Origin of the sequence: Pseudoalteromonas sp. NZS100_1 (genome assembly GCF_015864285.1) — a bacterium.
Classification (GTDB): Bacteria; Pseudomonadota; Gammaproteobacteria; order Enterobacterales; family Alteromonadaceae; genus Pseudoalteromonas; species Pseudoalteromonas arctica.
The window spans coordinates 123,385-140,014 of the sequence record NZ_JADYXN010000005.1 but is presented as its reverse complement, the minus strand read 5'-3'; the positions used below and the strand labels follow the sequence as shown (position 1 = coordinate 140,014).

The 16,630-nt window shown below is 39.2% G+C and carries 16 protein-coding genes; 6 read left to right on the top strand and 10 right to left on the bottom strand.

What is annotated here, in order from left to right:
- Window positions 1-76 precede the first annotated feature (76 nt).
- From I6F66_RS05380 to I6F66_RS05365, 4 genes are all read right to left on the bottom strand, one after another.
- Complete coding sequence (locus tag I6F66_RS05380; protein WP_165741439.1) at window positions 77-802, bottom strand: YebC/PmpR family DNA-binding transcriptional regulator; 726 nt, start codon at window positions 800-802, stop codon at window positions 77-79.
- A gap of 145 nt (window positions 803-947) precedes the next feature.
- Entirely contained in the window at window positions 948-1,565 is a 618-nt protein-coding gene (locus I6F66_RS05375) for an HAD family hydrolase (RefSeq protein WP_165741440.1), read from the bottom strand.
- Between the two features lie 322 nt (window positions 1,566-1,887).
- The gene (locus I6F66_RS05370) at window positions 1,888-2,382 is read right to left on the bottom strand and encodes a DUF6702 family protein (RefSeq protein ID WP_165741442.1); all 495 of its coding nucleotides are present in this window, start codon (window positions 2,380-2,382) and stop codon (window positions 1,888-1,890) included.
- Complete coding sequence (locus I6F66_RS05365; protein ID WP_024592705.1) at window positions 2,382-4,829, bottom strand: M1 family metallopeptidase; 2,448 nt, start codon at window positions 4,827-4,829, stop codon at window positions 2,382-2,384. Before I6F66_RS05365 ends, I6F66_RS05370 begins: the two co-directional genes overlap by 1 nt.
- Before the next feature lie 579 nt (window positions 4,830-5,408).
- On the opposite strand from I6F66_RS05365, the gene I6F66_RS05360 reads away from it, so the two are divergent.
- The 4 genes from I6F66_RS05360 to I6F66_RS05345 all read left to right on the top strand — a co-directional run bounded on the left by I6F66_RS05360 (window position 5,409) and on the right by I6F66_RS05345 (window position 11,293).
- Window positions 5,409-5,645, top strand: a complete 237-nt coding sequence (locus I6F66_RS05360; RefSeq protein ID WP_002959190.1) for a hypothetical protein — start codon at window positions 5,409-5,411, stop codon at window positions 5,643-5,645.
- 78 nt (window positions 5,646-5,723) lie between these two features.
- On the top strand, window positions 5,724-6,971 hold the full coding sequence (locus I6F66_RS05355; RefSeq protein ID WP_197119025.1) for an exonuclease SbcCD subunit D C-terminal domain-containing protein: 1,248 nt from the start codon (window positions 5,724-5,726) through the stop codon (window positions 6,969-6,971).
- On the top strand, window positions 6,968-10,618 hold the full coding sequence (locus tag I6F66_RS05350; protein WP_197119026.1) for an AAA family ATPase: 3,651 nt from the start codon (window positions 6,968-6,970) through the stop codon (window positions 10,616-10,618). The genes I6F66_RS05355 and I6F66_RS05350 overlap by 4 nt, the downstream gene beginning before the upstream one ends.
- 18 nt (window positions 10,619-10,636) lie before the next feature.
- Window positions 10,637-11,293, top strand: a complete 657-nt coding sequence (locus I6F66_RS05345; protein ID WP_165741057.1) for a class I SAM-dependent methyltransferase — start codon at window positions 10,637-10,639, stop codon at window positions 11,291-11,293.
- 9 nt (window positions 11,294-11,302) lie between these two features.
- On the opposite strand, the gene I6F66_RS05340 is transcribed toward I6F66_RS05345, so the two are convergent.
- Both I6F66_RS05340 and I6F66_RS05335 read right to left on the bottom strand, forming a co-directional pair.
- Window positions 11,303-11,473 carry a hypothetical protein gene (locus I6F66_RS05340; RefSeq protein WP_165741056.1) on the bottom strand — a complete coding sequence of 57 codons (171 nt, stop codon included), beginning with the start codon at window positions 11,471-11,473 and terminating at the stop codon, window positions 11,303-11,305.
- A gap of 99 nt (window positions 11,474-11,572) precedes the next feature.
- Window positions 11,573-12,178 carry a short chain dehydrogenase gene (locus I6F66_RS05335; RefSeq protein ID WP_165727910.1) on the bottom strand — a complete coding sequence of 202 codons (606 nt, stop codon included), beginning with the start codon at window positions 12,176-12,178 and terminating at the stop codon, window positions 11,573-11,575.
- Between the two features lie 151 nt (window positions 12,179-12,329).
- Here I6F66_RS05335 and I6F66_RS05330 point away from each other — a divergent pair, with 151 nt between their 5' ends.
- Window positions 12,330-13,211, top strand: coding sequence for a LysR family transcriptional regulator (locus I6F66_RS05330; protein ID WP_165741055.1), 882 nt, complete (start codon window positions 12,330-12,332; stop codon window positions 13,209-13,211).
- A 147-nt stretch (window positions 13,212-13,358) separates the two neighbouring features.
- Here the strand turns inward: I6F66_RS05330 and I6F66_RS05325 are convergent, their stop codons facing one another.
- From I6F66_RS05325 to I6F66_RS05310, 4 genes are all read right to left on the bottom strand, one after another.
- Complete coding sequence (locus I6F66_RS05325) at window positions 13,359-13,751, bottom strand: ACT domain-containing protein (RefSeq protein WP_197119027.1); 393 nt, start codon at window positions 13,749-13,751, stop codon at window positions 13,359-13,361.
- A 399-nt stretch (window positions 13,752-14,150) separates the two neighbouring features.
- Window positions 14,151-14,708: a sugar O-acetyltransferase gene (locus I6F66_RS05320; RefSeq protein WP_231611834.1), complete on the bottom strand. Its 558-nt coding sequence runs from the start codon at window positions 14,706-14,708 to the stop codon at window positions 14,151-14,153.
- Between the two features lie 98 nt (window positions 14,709-14,806).
- Complete coding sequence (locus tag I6F66_RS05315) at window positions 14,807-15,367, bottom strand: hypothetical protein (RefSeq protein WP_197208869.1); 561 nt, start codon at window positions 15,365-15,367, stop codon at window positions 14,807-14,809.
- Window position 15,368: 1 nt separating this feature from the next.
- Window positions 15,369-15,824, bottom strand: coding sequence for a YaiI/YqxD family protein (locus tag I6F66_RS05310; RefSeq protein ID WP_007376692.1), 456 nt, complete (start codon window positions 15,822-15,824; stop codon window positions 15,369-15,371).
- A gap of 97 nt (window positions 15,825-15,921) precedes the next feature.
- Here I6F66_RS05310 and I6F66_RS05305 point away from each other — a divergent pair, with 97 nt between their 5' ends.
- The gene (locus tag I6F66_RS05305) at window positions 15,922-16,452 is read left to right on the top strand and encodes a lipocalin family protein (protein ID WP_197139454.1); all 531 of its coding nucleotides are present in this window, start codon (window positions 15,922-15,924) and stop codon (window positions 16,450-16,452) included.
- Window positions 16,453-16,630: the final 178 nt, after the last annotated feature.

Here is a 16,630-nt window from a genome sequence, read left to right as displayed (position 1 = left end):
CTAACATTTATTCAAACGTAAAAAAGCGTGTTTTGCATACACAAAACACGCTTTTTAAAGCTTTAGCTAATTAAATCTAATTTTTTACAATGGCATTGTGATAAATATTTTGTACATCGTCACAATCTTCAAGCATATTTATAAACTTATCAAAGTTAGCAATAACTTCTTCGTCTTCAATTTCAATATTAACTTGAGGAATAAACGTAATTTCGTCTACTTCAAAGTTAATGCCTTCAAATGCGTCTTCAAGGGCTGTTTTAGCTTTAAAGTATTCTGTTGGCGGTGCAAATACCGACACTTTACCGTCCTCGGCTTCAACATCGCTAACATCAACATCAGCCATCATTAATGCTTCTAATACTATTTCGTCGTCATCACCCGCAAAGCCAAGTACCGCATAATGATCAAACATATGTGCTACGCAGCCAGGAGTACCAATTTTTGAGTCTGTTTTAGTAAACGGTAAGCGTACATCTTTAATTGTACGGTTCGGATTATCAGTTAAACAGTCAACTATAACCATGCAATTACCAGGACCATAGCCTTCGTAACGGGCAACAGAGTAATCTTCCCCTGCGCCACCGGCTGCTTTTTCAATTGCTTTTTCAATAACGTGTGCGGGTACTTGGTCTTTTTTAGCTTTTTCGATTAGACGGCGTAGTGTTTGATTTACTTCGGGATCGGGATCACCACTTTTTGCTGCAACGTAAATCTCTTTACCATACTTTGAGTTTACTTTTGTTTTTGCATTGGCTGTTTTGATCATAGAACTTTGACGAACTACAAATGCTCTGCCCATTTTGTGCCCCTAATGAATACGTTACGTTTTGCGGTATTTTACCAATTCAAAACGTATTGGGCTAGCTCCGCAATGGGCAAAACTTGATTAATAAAAACTTTTATAACTACATACTTATTTCAGAATAAATTTAATAGCACGCTATTTAACATAATTCTATTTTTTTAGAATAACTTTCAACCAATGTCACTAATTCAACAAAGTCATGTAAAACGTAATCAGCTTGGTCTGCATAGGCTGGCGTTGACTCAGGAGCATATAAACATGCTCGCATGTTTGCATTATGCGCAGCTTGAATATCGTAAAGGTAATCGCCTACATAAAGTAAATTTCTGGCGTTAATGTTCCAAAGTGTAGCAATGGCATTTAAAGCGCTCGGGTCGGGTTTTGCTGGTGCATCACTTCGCGTTAAAACCGTGCTGATAGGAAGTGGATTATTTTGTAATTTAATTGCCGCTGCTTTATCAAAATTGCGAGTAACAATCGCCATCGGAATATTTTTAGACTTTAAAGCATGAATAGCTTCACTCACACCAGGTAATATACTGGCATGTTGTGCATCTATTAATTCGTGTTGGTGAACTATATTCATTGCCTCTTCACGCATATACGGTGAGGGCAACTGAGCAATGTAATCAAGTAAGTCTTGCTCGCAAGGGCAACCTATTTGGGCCTTTATTAATGCAAAATCTAATTCTGATGAAACCAATGTTCCATCTAAATCAAAAATCACTCCAAAAATAGCCTCAACCTGAGTAGTCATATCATTCCCTGAATTTAGTTATTACTAAATGAAATTTAAACATAAAATTCTCTACTGCTTATGCCCTAGGCCGGTAAATACAAAGGGATAAATGAAACTAACTATATTTAAATATTAATACGCACCATTATCAATCTATTGATAACAAAGTAATTTAAGTGCTTGATATATCATGCGCAAAAAAAGGTAAATATACAAATTGAACTCATAAATTTTACGTAAATTTACAAATAACAGATCAAACATGAACGCAGTTTAAACGTATGAAGAAAACGCGCACATAAACAACTGCTGTGCGCGTCGGTTGGGGAAGTTTTAAATATTAATTTTGCTCAAAGCGGGCTTCGAGCCAAGTATCATCTTGAGCAAAGTTTAAAGTTTTAATCTTACCTTTGCCCTCAACGTTTACCATATTTACCTGAGATGGCCATAAATCACGAAGTGCGCCATTACTCATTTTAATTCCTTCAATATTTTCAGGAATTGGTGCTTCTTGGTAAACCCAAAAAAACTTACCATCAACTTGTGCTCCCACAAAGTTAAGCGCTAAAGGCTCACCACTTAATGTTTGTAGAGCAACATGCGATTCAACATACTTAGCAAAACGTTGTTGGTCGGCTTTATTACTAATAATATCAATTTTGCCTTTAAACAATGTTCCTACGGCGTGTTCGGTATCATGTAAATAAAAGCGATGCATTAATTCAACATTATGCGTTCGTTTATTAAAAAGCACGGTTGTAACTGACGACTTTAGTTGATGCGCCATACTTGGCGCAGCAACTAAAAGGCAAACAATAATAAGCAAAAAGCGCATTATTGCTGCTCCTCACCGTCATCCTTTTCGTCTTTCTTCTCATCAGTTTTAAGCTCAGTTTTAATATCTTGCATGATATCGCGACTTACTTTAGCTTTACTCTTTTCCTTTTTAAATACTTCAATACGTGAAGGAATAATACGACGAGGGTAGTTATTGTTTTCAACATCTACGTCAGCTGTTTCCCAGCCTGGATCGACAGTAACTGATACAAGCGGTTTGTTTTTATCGGTAACAATCAGCTTCTGAACGTTTTTATAATTACGACGCCAAATTTCAGCAGGAATATAGCGCTCTTCTTTAGTGCCATCTTCATATGTTAGCTCTAATAAAATAGGCATTACCAAACCACCAAGGTTTGAAAATTCCATAACGTAATAGTTTTTATCTTCTTCTAAAGCACGCTCAAGCGTTTTACGCTCCCACGGCTCTAAGCCTTTTAAAAACTTATTGTACGAGTTACGTTCTTTATTGGTTACAGTAAAACGGTCGTTTTCGTCATAAAAATCGGTAACATCAGAGTTTTTCTCAACCCATGTTTTTTTACCTTGTGCGCGGTTACGCTCAACAAATAATGAAGTAGGTTTGTCTGCTTCAATATCACGTAAACGGCTGTAATCAATATCAGGGTTTTTAGTGTCTAAACGTAGTTGATATACTTTATCTAAAGAGATATCTACATGGTCTGTGGTGTAAAACCAGCCACGCCAAAACCAATCTAAATCAACACCAGAGGCTTCTTCCATTGTACGGAAAAAATCAGCTGGAGTAGGGCGCTTGTATTTCCAGCGCTGAGCATACTCTTTAAATGCAAAGTCGAATAAGTCACGGCCTAAAATTACTTCACGTAAAATATTAAGGGCTGCTGCAGGTTTAGTATAAGCATTAGGACCTAAGCGTAATACACTGTCTGACTGAGTCATAACAGGTACTTGGTTTTCAGACTTCATGTAGCTCACTATATCGCGAGGCTCAACACCCCAAGGAATAGTAGGATCCCATTCACGACCAGCAACGCCATCTAAAAAGCTATTTAAGCCTTCATCCATCCACGTCCATTGGCGCTCATCTGAGTTAACAATCATTGGAAAGTAAATATGACCCACTTCATGAATAACTACGCCAAGTAAAAAGCGCTTTTCAGCTTGAGAATAAGTACGTGTACCATCATCTTGTAACTTAGTACGCGGGCCGTTAAAGGTAATCATTGGGTATTCCATACCGCCAACAGGGCCATTTACCGATTGCGCAGTTGGGTATGGGTAGTCAAAAGAATACTTAGAGTACACTTCCATTGTGTGTACTACCGCTTCAGTTGAGTACTTCTCCCATAAGTCACCACCTTCTTTAGGGAAGAACGACATTGCCATAACTAAAGGTTGAACGTCACCACCTTGCTGATAACCCTTTGCATCCCACATAAACTTACGAGACGACGCCCAAGCAAAGTCACGTACGTTTTGCGCTTTAAAGTGCCACGTTTTAGTTTTGTCGGTGCCTTCTTTTTCGTTTTCTAGCGCTTCTTCTGCGTTAACAATAAACACAGGACGCTTAGATGTTTCGGCTTGCTTTAAACGTTTACGCTGAGTACTCGTAAGTACTTTGCTCGCGTTATCAAGTTTACCTGTTGCCGATACAATGTGATCTGCCGGAACAGTAATCTCAACATCGTAATCACCAAACTCAAGCGTAAACTCACCTGAGCCTAAAAACGGCTTGTTTGTCCATGCTTCGTAATCGGTATAAGCCGCTAAACGAGGAAACCACTGAGCAATTAAGAATATGTCGTTGCCGTCTTCTTCAAAGTGCTCGTAACCAGAACGTGCACCCACTGCATCTTCTTCAACAATGTTGAAGGCAAAGTTCATGCTAAATTCTACTTCTTTACCTGGTTTTAATGGCTCGTTTAAATCGATGCGCATTAAGGTATCAACTACAGTTACGCGTAGTTCTTTACCATCGTCATCTTTTACGCCACTGATTGTATAACCCAGTTCGTTGTCGCTCATAAATTGCTGGCGACGTAATTCACCTAAACTTAATTTAGCGGGCTTTTGAGCTGGTAGGCTTTCTAAAGTGCTTTTAAATGTTTTTGTTGTTTCGGCAATAGAATCGCTTTTAAAAATATTTTGATCTAACTGTAACCATAAATATTTAAGCGTATGTGGTGAGTTATTTTTATATTCAATGCTTTGACTACCAGTAATGCGGTGCTTTTTTTCATCTAGCTTCACATCAATATCGTAATTTACACGTTGCTGCCAGTATTTTTCACCTGGTTCGCCAGCGGCACTACGATAAACATTGGGTGTAGGAAGTGCTTCGTCTAATTGACGAAATTTATCAACAAAAGAACCTTTTGTTTGCTCAACCGAAGACGCCATAGCTGCACTCGATATTGCGAACGGCAATACAAAAGCACTTAGCGTAAGACCTATTTTTTTCATTGTTAGTCCTAATATAATTTTGTGAGCGTACTTTGACAAATATACCAGTTAGCTTCAATAAATTAGCGACCAAGTACCGTATTTTTAGGGTGATGCTCACTTAGTTTTTTAGATTGAAAAATACAATTATTTTGTAACAAAATACGAATAGATAAAAACTGTAAAGGGGGTTTACAAAATTGGGTTTTAATAATGGTTTTGATCGGTTAAATACAAAGTCCCAGAACTTAAAAAAATATCATTCATTTTATATATATTGCTAAAAAAGTATTGCTTTGGCATTACCAGGTAAACCATTAATCCTACGTATAAGTATTACTAATTCGCAACAAGTAAAATGGCCTAAAAGCCCTTTCTACTGAACAAAAACACAGTGAAACGAGTAAATAATTGGCTCAAATATTGCCGAACTTCATTAATATTCGCTATTTGTACGATAAATGACAAATAGTGTAATTTTAGGTTGATCTTTAGTGCTGTTTATATTTAAAATCGCCAACCTTTTTATTTGAGGCAAATAAATTCGTCACATTTATCCTCAAATTAATATCGATTACTAGCAAGAAATGCGGTGGGCTTATGGATTTTTACATCCTAAAAAAACAACAAGAACTAATTGCGATTCCAGCAAGTGAGAATAACTGTAAGCAGTATCTCGATTCGGGTTATTTTTATATCGATAAAGTAGCAGCGTGCAACGAAACTAATGCATTAAAGGCGCTACACGCAAAACAAACTAAAACGTTAAAAATTCCATTATTAATGGCACTTTTAGCATTACCGGTTGTTTTTTCAGCTTGGTACAGTTTAACCTAACGTAATGCATGCCTTAGGCTTGCATCTTTAACAGCCTTGGGTATATTGGCGCTCTTACGGTTTTATTAAGAGCGCGACATGAAAGTCCTCCACACCTCAGATTGGCACCTTGGCCAACAATTTTACGAACACGATCGCCGTGTTGAACATCAAGCTTTTTTTACATGGTTATTAGCCACTCTTGTTGAACAACAAATAGATTTACTTTTAGTTGCTGGCGACATTTATCATACAGCGACACCAAGCGCTAGCGCCGAAAATCAGCTTTACCAATTTATTAAAGACGCCAAAAAAGCATGCCCACTATTACACGTAGTGATTATTGCGGGTAACCACGACTCTGCAAATCGTATTTTGGCGGCTCAGCCATTACTTGCACAGTTTGATACTCACGTAGTAGGGCGCTTTGATATCGCTACACCCGATGAAACTGTTATTACCATAAATACTAATGGTAAACGCGCTGTAATCGTCGCTATGCCATTTTTACGCGCAAGCGATATAAGTTCACTTAGCCAAACCGAAAGCGGCCCTAGTTATGCTCAAGGCGTTGCAAAAGCTTACGAACTTGCCTTAGAGCAAGCTGTTAATATAAATGAGCAAAACTCACCATTAATAGTTATGGGGCATTTACACGCTAAAGGCGGAGATATATCAAGTGATTCTGAGCGTAACTTAGTAATAGGCGGTGAAGAGTCTATTTCAGCTAATGTATTTGGTAAACAAGCTAACTATGTGGCACTTGGGCATTTACACAAAGCGCAACAAGTTGCTAAAAGCGATGTTATTCGCTACAGCGGCACACCCATTCCAATGTCGTTTTCAGAGCGTAACTACACGCACCAAGTAAATGTTGTTGAATTTATTACTGATGAAAAACAACAGATTAGTACAACTGTAAACCCCCTTTACATTCCGCGATCTGCCGATGTAATTGTTTTACCAAAAGGGGAGTGCGTACCATTAAGCGAACTGTGCGAGAAAATTAAAGCACTCGACACATCACAAAATACAGTAGCGCCTTATTTACGTGTAAAGCTTAAATCGAGCGATATCGACACCACCTTCAGAGAGCAAATAGAACAAGCGCTTGAAGGTAAGCATATTAAATTTTGTGGTATTGAACGCGTACGTGAGCAATTAGCTAACAATGACGACAACACCGTATTTGAAGATTTAAGCGAAGTTGAAATGCTCAACCCGCTTAATTTATTAGAACAAGCATTCGCAAATGATAAAGACATGGCAGGGCAAAGCGTACCCGATGAGCTAAAAGCACTTTTAAGTGACGTGATAAACGAGCTAACGGAGCAAGAACAACTATGAAAATAACCGCAGTTCGTATTCATAATTTAGCTTCAATAGTTGACGCTGAAATAGACTTTACTAAAGCCCCATTAAAAGACGCGGGCTTATTTGCGATAACAGGCGATACCGGCGCAGGTAAAAGTACCTTTTTAGATGCGATATGTTTAGCGCTTTATACAAAAACAGCACGCTTACGTGGCGACAAAGGTAATTTAATAGAGTTTAACGGCGACAGCATTAAGCTTAATGATGCGAGAAACTTACTGCGCAGAGGTACCTGGGAAGGCTACGCTGAGGTCGACTTTTTAGGGCAAGATAAACAGCTTTATCGTGCGCGTTATACTATTTCACGCACCCATAAAAAGGTAACTGGCAAACTTAAAGTAGCCGAGCACACATTAGTTACCCTGCCAGACGAAACCCTAATAGCAGACAAAAGCCACACAATAAAAGAAGTTGAGAGCAAAATAGGGCTTAACTTTGAGCAGTTTTCGCGTGCGGTGTTATTAGCGCAACACGAGTTTGCTGCATTTTTAAAAGCCACTGGCGATGAGCGAGCGCAACTTTTAGAGTGCTTAACAGGCACCGATAAGTTTAGCCGTATTGGCGTGCGTATTTTTGAGCGTCATAAAGAGCAAGTAGCAAAGCTTGAAACGCTTAAAGCAGGCCTTGAAAGCTATACTCTATTAACACCAGAAGAACTTGAATTACAAAAAACTAAGCTAGCCGATTTAAAAGCGCAAACCGAATACACTAAAAAAGAGCTGACCAAAGCAGAAAAAGCACTTAGCTGGTATCAGCAAGCTACAGTGCTTGAGCAAAGTTTACTGCATGCACAGCAAACACAGCAACAAGCAAGCTCAGCGCTTGAAAGTATCGTTGAGCAAAGTGAGCAAGCTAAACAAGCCAAACAGGCGCTTGAAATAAAAGACAACCGCAGCCGCTTTACTGTTTTAACTGATCAAAATACGGTTCAAGATGAGCAAATTACAGCGCTTAAAAGTGTTGACCATTTAGCGGTAATTAACGAGTGTAATACCGCGCTTATTAAACATACCGAGCAGCTTAATAACGCAAATGAGAAAAAACAAAATGCAGCGCCCGTTATCGCTAAAGCGCGCGAGCTCGACAGCAATATTGCTTTGCAAAGCCAAAGTATAAGAGGTACTGAGTCACAAATAGCTAAAGAGCAAACGCAGCTTGATGAGCTCAAACAACAGCTCAAACAAAGCAATAATGAGCTTGAACTTGCTAATACCGACTCAGCTAAAAGTCAGCAATGGCTTAATGAGCATGCACAGCTGCACGTTTTAGCAAAAGATTGGAGCTATTATAAACAAAGCTTTACTACTTACTTAAGTGCACAACAGCAATTAGCCGCAAACGTTACGCAAAGCCAAACTCTTAATAGCGAGCTTACAAATCAGAGTGAGCTTTTAAATACGCAAAATAATAAAGTGCAGCAGTGCGAGGCGTTACTTAATAATGAGCAATCGGCATTACAGGTATTAGATAATCAGCTGACTGAATTTAATGCAGAGCATTGCGACGCGCAGCTAAAGAGTATTGATTACTTAAAAGAGCAACGCGAGCGTTATGGGCAATTTAATACAGAACTAAAACAAAGCACGCAACGCCAACAAGTGCTCAACCAGCAGTTAAATGAAAGCCAGCAAGCTCATGCTTTACTTAATCAACATTTAATAACCAGTGAGCAAGCGCTAAAAGGCAGCGAGTACGCACTTAACCAAGCGCGCTTAAGAGCCAGCGAAAACGTTGAGCATTTACGTACTGAGCTTCGCCCTAATGAGCCTTGTTTAGTGTGCGGTGCAACGGAGCACCCGTACGCGGTAAATCAAAATCAGCAATTAAATAACTTAATTACTGATTTTGAAAATGCTTTTAATACCGCCAAAAAGCAATTTGAGAATGCACAAAGCGAGCTGCATAAGCATCAAACTCAACATGCTGTATTAGCTGCTGAACACGGACAACTTGAGCAAGTAATACAAACGGCAAAAGCTAAACAGCTTGATATTAAAAATACCATGCAAGGTGCACGTACCGAGCTTAACGACTTAACGGCCGATCAGCTTGAAGTCACTTATAAGCGGTTAACGGAGCAAAAAGCGCAGTATTTTGAGCAACAAAAACGCCAGCGTACACTGCAAACTAAAGTAAATGAGCTACAAGCAGCACTTAAAGCAGAGCAGCAAGCACAGCAGCAACTTAGTAATAAACAGCTTGAGCTTACACATCAGCAAAACCAAATAACGAGTAAGCATAGCGAACTAAATGCGCAAATTAACGAGCTGGATACAACGCTTAATAGTCAATTTGAAAACAGTGATTTTTGGCAGCAACTACAAGGCAATACGCTTGAGCTTACCCAGTTGCACGAGCAGGTTACGCAGTACCAGCAAACTCAAACGCAACTCGAGCAAAGCCAAAAACGCCAACACACAGCTAATGAGCAAATAAAGCAGCTTACCCCGCTTATAAGTAACAACGAACAATCGTTAAAAACACTCAATGAAGAGCTCATAAAAGCTAAAGCGCTATTAAGCACTGTGCAAACTGAGCGCTTAGCATTATTTAATAACGAGCAAATAAGCGCAGACGACTACCAAGCAAAGCTCACAAGTGAGCAAGAGCAAAAGCAATTGCTGGTTCAAGCAAGTCAAAAAGCGCATGATGATGCTATTAAGCAGCGAGACGAGCACGCTATAACACTTAAAAACGCAGAGCAACGCTTGCTTGAAAACAGTCAAGAGCTAGCAACGCTTGAGGCACGTTATAACGAGTGGTTTAGCGACTTTAAAGCGCAATTTAGCAATGCGACGCACGAACAGGTCAAAATTTTACTAACACTTAGTAGCGAGACGATTAAAGCGCATTTAAATCAGCACGAGCAGTTAACTCAAGCGCTAACCGATGCAAATGCCGCATTAAAACAGCAGCAACTTACGCTTGAAAAACACAACAGTAGCGATAAACCAACGCAAAGTGCAGAGGCTTTAAATACCCAATTAAGTAGCTTAAACGAGCAACAAACGCAGCTGCAAAGTTCATTACTAGCGACTAATACTGCCATTGAGCAGCATAACCAAAATACAAAGGCGCTTGAAGGTAAGCAAGCCGAACTAACAACGCTTAAAACGCAGGTTGAACAGTGGCACTTGCTTAATAAAGTACTAGGCGATGCAACGGGTAAAACCATGCGTAACTTAGCGCAAACACAAACATTAAAAATATTACTGCACTATGCCAACAGCCATTTAAAAACACTCAACAAGCGCTACGAATTAACGGCAATAGCACAAACGCTCGACATTGCGATTATTGACCGCGACATGGCCGACGAGCAACGCTCTGTTAATACGCTCTCGGGCGGGGAGTCATTTTTAGTATCACTGGCGCTTGCACTTGGTTTAGCATCGCTTTCGTCAAACAAAGTACAAATCAATTCTTTGTTTATTGACGAAGGGTTTGGTACGTTAGACAGCGAAACCCTCAGCATTGCAATGGACGCTCTTGATTCATTACAAGCACAAGGTAGAAAAGTAGGCGTTATATCGCACGTAACACAAATGAGCGAGCGCGTAGCCACTCAAGTGCATGTAGCCAAAAAGCCAGGTGGATATTCCACAGTTGAAGTTATATAGCTATTAGGGAGTTTAAAAATGCCAACATTTACAGGCGAACAAGCAACACAATACGATAGCCGCATTACTCGTTTAGTTCCAGGTTATGAGTTATTACACCAACTAACTAACGCACAGCTACAAGCAACGCTAAGCGACAATGCACATATTTTAGTAGTAGGGGCAGGCACTGGTAAAGAAGTGCTCGCACTGGCTGCATTAAACCCAACATGGCAATTTACTGCGCAAGATACATCAGCCGATATGCTTGCTATCGCACAGCAGCAATTTGATGAACAAGGCATAACTAGTCGCGTAACGATTCACAATGGCCCTGTTGATAAATTATCAGTTAAAGCTGATGCCATTTTATGTTTATTAGTCATGCATTTTGTACAAGACAATGGCGATAAAAAGCAGCTATTAAAAGCAATGAAGGGCAATCTTAAAAAAGATGCACTCCTTTATATTGCTGATTTAATGCGCCCCGAAACGACGTTTGAGCGCGAAGCCCAACTTACGACGTGTGCGCAATTAGGTTTAACCGAAACCGGTAAAACACAAATGGGACACGATTTAGAAAATGAGTTTTACCCACTCGATAGAATGCGCTTTAGCGAGCTGCTAAATGAGTGCAAATTTGGTATTCCAAAGCTGTATTTTAAAGCGCTAGGTTTTAGTGGGTATGTAGTTTAATTTATCGATCTATTTAGAAGAATGTGGCTTACACCACTGAACTGTGTGCTTATGGCGCGGTATTGTTTTACATTCTTTATTAGAGTTGGCACCTGGCTCGCTAGCATATTGCGAGCTTGGGGCTACGTTGGCACAACCTGCAGCCAATAATATAGCAAATACGGGTATTAATTTTTTCATTTCATCACCTATTAAAATATGTTTTAAAGCGCATTGCAGTTACTGTAAATACAAAGCGCTTATTAGTTTGCTAGCATCTCTCACCAATATGGCGGGTAGTTATGCATCTACAAAAATAACTTCGCCAGTAATAAAGCCATCAACCGAACGCTCAAACGCTTTACCTACAAGCTTGCCTGGTACTGGTTGAAAACCTGGCATCATCTCGCCGTATACGTCCCATGCTTCTTCAAGTACGGTAGGGTTAACCACATTAATACGTGTGCCACGTGGCATTTCAAGTGATACGCATTTTGCAAACGTATCTATTGCACCGCTGGTTGTTGCATCAGCAATCGCAAACGGAATAGGTTTAACGTTTAAAATACCGCTAATTAGCGTAAATGAACCGCTATCGGCAATGTACTTTTGACCAATGCGTACAAGGTTAATTTGCCCCATCATTTTGCTCATAATAGTGCTCATCCACTGGGCTTCGCTCATATCTGCAAACGTTTCGTACTCACATAAACCTACGGTATTAACTACGGCATCAAAATGGCCTACTTTTTCGTACAGTTCAGTAATTGATTGCTCGCTGGTAATATCAACAATATGATCCACATCGCCCGAACGACCCGCTGTAATTACTTTATGCTTAGATAAACCGGTTAATGCCGCTTGACCCATTTTACCTAGTGCGCCTATTAAAATTACTGTTTTCATTGTTTGCTCCAATCATTTGTTCACTTTAGTGTGTAGGAGCATAGTAAGGGAGTATTTTAACAATTAGAAACAACCCTTTTATGTAAGAGATACAAGATAATTTGGTTATGTGATAAGTTAAATATTATTACTAAATAACACTGGCAGCGGCATGAGCAAGTTAGACCGATTAGATATAAAACAATTGCGTATTTTCCAAGCGCTCATTCGCGAGAAGAACGCCTCAAAAGCAGCGAGTAAATTGGGCTTAACCCAACAAGCAGTGAGTGAGCAACTAAAAAAGTTACGCGATGTGTTTGACGACCAGCTGTTTTTGAGAAAAACCACTGGCTTTGTGCCTACACCTTATGCAGAGGAGTTGTCGGTAGACATAGACAAACTCCTAAACGACTTTCAGGCATTATTAGCACCTAAAATATTTGACCCAAAAACAGTTAATGATGAGTTTGTAATAGCCGCTACCGACTACGCACAGCAAGTCGTTTTACCAGCATTAGTTAAAGTACTCCGGGCACAAGCGCCAAATTTAAAGCTTATAATAAGAGACTTCGAGATAGACAGCCTGCACGATTTAATGGAAAGCGGCAAAGTAAACCTTGCTATTGCATTTCCTGACTATATCCCAAGTACTTATCCCATTATTAAATTGTTTGAGGAGCAACATATTTGTGTTACCTCGCCGAATTCATCAATAGCAGGAACTAAGCCAAGCCTTGCTGAAATCGCCAGTTATCCAAGTATTATTGCCTCGCCTTCGCGTCCAAATTTTAAAGGGTCTATTGACGATTGGTTTAAAAGCTTTGATTTAACGCGTAACGTAGTGGTGTCGGCACCGTGTTTTTCTATTGTGCCGATGTACCTAGAAACAACCGACTCTATCGCATTTTTACCCTCACGCGCAGTAAGCTCAGAGCTAGTAAAAATAGAGCTGCTACAGTTACCCGCGCCGTTTGACGTAATAGCCGCATGGCATCCGCGCTACAATAAAAACCCGCTTCATAAATGGGTAGTATCAAAGTTGGTGGTTGAGTGATTTGAGAGTTATTATTTGTAATAAAAAATAAAGCGGTTTTAATAAAGCTTTTAAGACAAGAGCATTATGAAACGTAGATCGATTAAGTGAAGCGCCACCCGTCGCTCTAATATCAACATCACTCAGCATGTTGCTATGCCAGCAATCCTAACCAATCTCGCCAAGTGCTTTCATAGCGGCTTGTGCTTTATCTGTTTGTACGAAAATGTGGTCGTGATAAAACGCAGCTACCACATTAGCACTAATACCATGCTCAGTGAGCTTTGCAGATACCGCAGCGGTTAACCCTACTGCTTCAAGGCTTGAATGCACGTTAAGAGTAATTAAATTATATTTACTCTCAAAGGTAATACCGGCTTTATCGGCGGTTTCAGCTTTTAATATAAGAGTTAGCCCTTCTTCTTCTACATAAGTAGCAAGTGGCTCTAAATGAATATAATCAGCGAGCTTTCCTGCCAAGCAACAAAAAATATACTCGCCTTGCTTAAGCTCTGGCTGCATTGATTTTAATAATTGGTTTAACTCTAAAATTCCAGCCATGGTCGCTCCTATTAACCTAATTCAATTCAATTCAATTGGCAGATTCAATTCAATTCAAATAAGTAAGTCTATTTTCAAACTGTTTTTTAATTAAATTACTATCTCGTTTAACTATTATTTTTTCGACAATATCCCAAACACCGATCAAATTTTAAGGCTCTATTGGCGATTGGTTTAAGCTTATACCATTCCAATAAATAGCAGATCTATTTTACTTGCTAAAACAACCCATTTCTTTGTTGTCAATTTCGCAAAGGGAACAACCATTTACATCAATTTACGCCTAGAACTGAATTGTTTTTTCGGCGTAAAATTTAGATCACATACTTAATGGAATTGGTATTAAATACTATAAAAGGAGTAAGTTTAAAGAGTCGCTTAGTTTTTAAGTTGAGCAAATTAACTTTCAATCATTTTTATTATTTTTGCAGGATTCCCACCTATAACAACGTTATCGCCAAACGATTTTGTAACAACAGCACCCGATGCAACAACTACATTATTACCTAAAGTAACGCCTGGATTTATGACTGCATGACCACCAATCCAACAATCATTTCCTATTGTTATTGTTTTTGCATATTCGAGCCCACTTCTTCTATCAATTGGGTTTATAGGGTGTGTAGCGGTATAAATTCCAACCTGTGGTGCAATAAAGCAATTGTTACCAATATTAACTTCCGCAGCGTCTAAAATAACGCAGCCAAAATTAGCATAAAAATTTTCACCTACATGAATATTTGACCCATAATCACAATTAAATGATGACTCTACATGAACTTGTTTTCCTGTTGAGCCAAATAACGCATGTATAATTTGAGCTCTTTCATCCAAATTAATAACGCTTGTTTGATTTAGCGCCTCCGTTTTTAAGCTAGCTTTTAATCGTAATTCAATAAGCTCAGGGTCACTTGGGTCATAATACTGACCAGATAGCATTTTTTCTTTTTCTGTCATAATTTAAAATCCAAATAATATATTTTATATAAGTGGCAGATTCAGCTTTTAAGCTAAGCACCACTACCTTTGTTTAATACGTGTGCATTTAGGTACTTTTAACTATTTTTTAGTTTTGCAACTAGCTCGCTAAGCCTAGCTATTTTTATATTACTTAGCTGCCTGTAATCAAAATACGGGCATACTATAATGTTGTTGGCTGTATCTATTGCAAATTCGTCGTCGAGCCACTCAAATTGAGCATTAAGCTTACCTTGTTGGAGTAAGCTTTTAGCGTGCGTACGACCTGCGATTATATGTAGTTGGTTTTTATTATTCGAAGCTTTATCTGTACAAGTAACAGTAATATTAGGCGCGCTAAATAACAGGGCCGTTTTACTATTCTTTTGCAGTAAAAACTCATCGCGATATTGCTGCCAAGTAGACGCTTGTTTAGCAAATGAGTAATGCTCACTTGGTAGAGCAAACAATACTTTGGCGTACACGTTAAACACTTTGCGCCAACCATTACCACAGTGCTGGTTTATGGTATTTATTTGCTCATTTATAACCGGTTCAAGGCATTGAAGTGTTTCACAAAACGGCATTGGTGGCGCTTTTGCTACGTACACTGCCACGCTAAATTGCGTATCGCCTAAGCCAACTAATTGTGTGTTCAAGTTAGTTAGCCTTGTTTTGCGCTAAAATACGATCGAGATTATTAGCAAAATTTTGACGGTCGGTTTGACTAAGTGGAGGCGGCCCACCACTCATTTCTACACCACTTGAGCGCATGGTATCCATAAAGTCGCGTACGTTAAGTATTGAGCGAATATTCTCCGTGGTGTAAAGCTCGCCACGCGGGTTGAGCGCCTGCCCACCGTTATCAATTACTTCACTCGCCAGCGGTATATCGCCAGTAATCACTAAATCGCCTTTTTCAATACGTTTCACTATTTCATCATCGGCTACATCAAAGCCTGACGATACTTGAACGCGACTTATGTATTTTGACGGCGGAATACGCATTGCGTGATTAGCCACTAAAATAGTCTCGATTTTCATACGCTCTGCCGCTCTAAAAAGTATTTCTTTTATAACGACAGGACACGCGTCTGCATCTACCCAAATTTTCATGCTATGGTCATTCTTATTGCTTTAGAATTAAGACGATCCTATAGCAAATTTTATTCTTGTGAAATAGTATAAATTACATAATCGAAAAGGAGCTTACATGAAGGCCATAAAATACGGTTTACTTATTACAGGGCTATTTTTTCTTAGTGCCTGTACCAGCCCTCCTGAGGGAATAATACCCGTTAAAAACTTCGACATACAAAAATATAAAGGAAAGTGGTTTGAAATAGCGCGGCTCAATCACTCATTTGAAGAAGGTATGGAGCAAGTTACCGCTACGTATTCTATTAACGACGACGGCACAGTAAAGGTCCTTAACAAAGGTTATTTAACGGATGATAAAAAGTGGGATGAAGCTGAGGGCTTAGCTAAGTTTGTTGAAAACACCGACACAGGGCATTTTAAAGTCTCGTTTTTTGGTCCATTTTACGGCGCTTACGTTATTTTTGAGCTTGACCAACCCGATTACCAATATGCTTTTATAACCAGTTACAACAAAGATTACTTGTGGTTTTTGTCGCGTACACCAACAGTTAGCAAAGAGCTTAAAGAGCACTTTTTAACTAAAGCGAAAGAGTTAGGCTTTGCTACCGATCAAATTATTTGGGTAAATCAAGAGAGCATGTAAAGGGGGTTTACAGTTAGCTGTATGCGCTTTTAAAGTGGTAATAAAAACGTCATCTAACTGTAAAGTAACTTAAATATATAAACGCTATATTGCTAGCACTTACAGTGAGACAGTAAGTATTAGGAACACTGAATATCCCCTATTGTTGGCAAGCTATATAGCTTGCCATTTTTTTGCC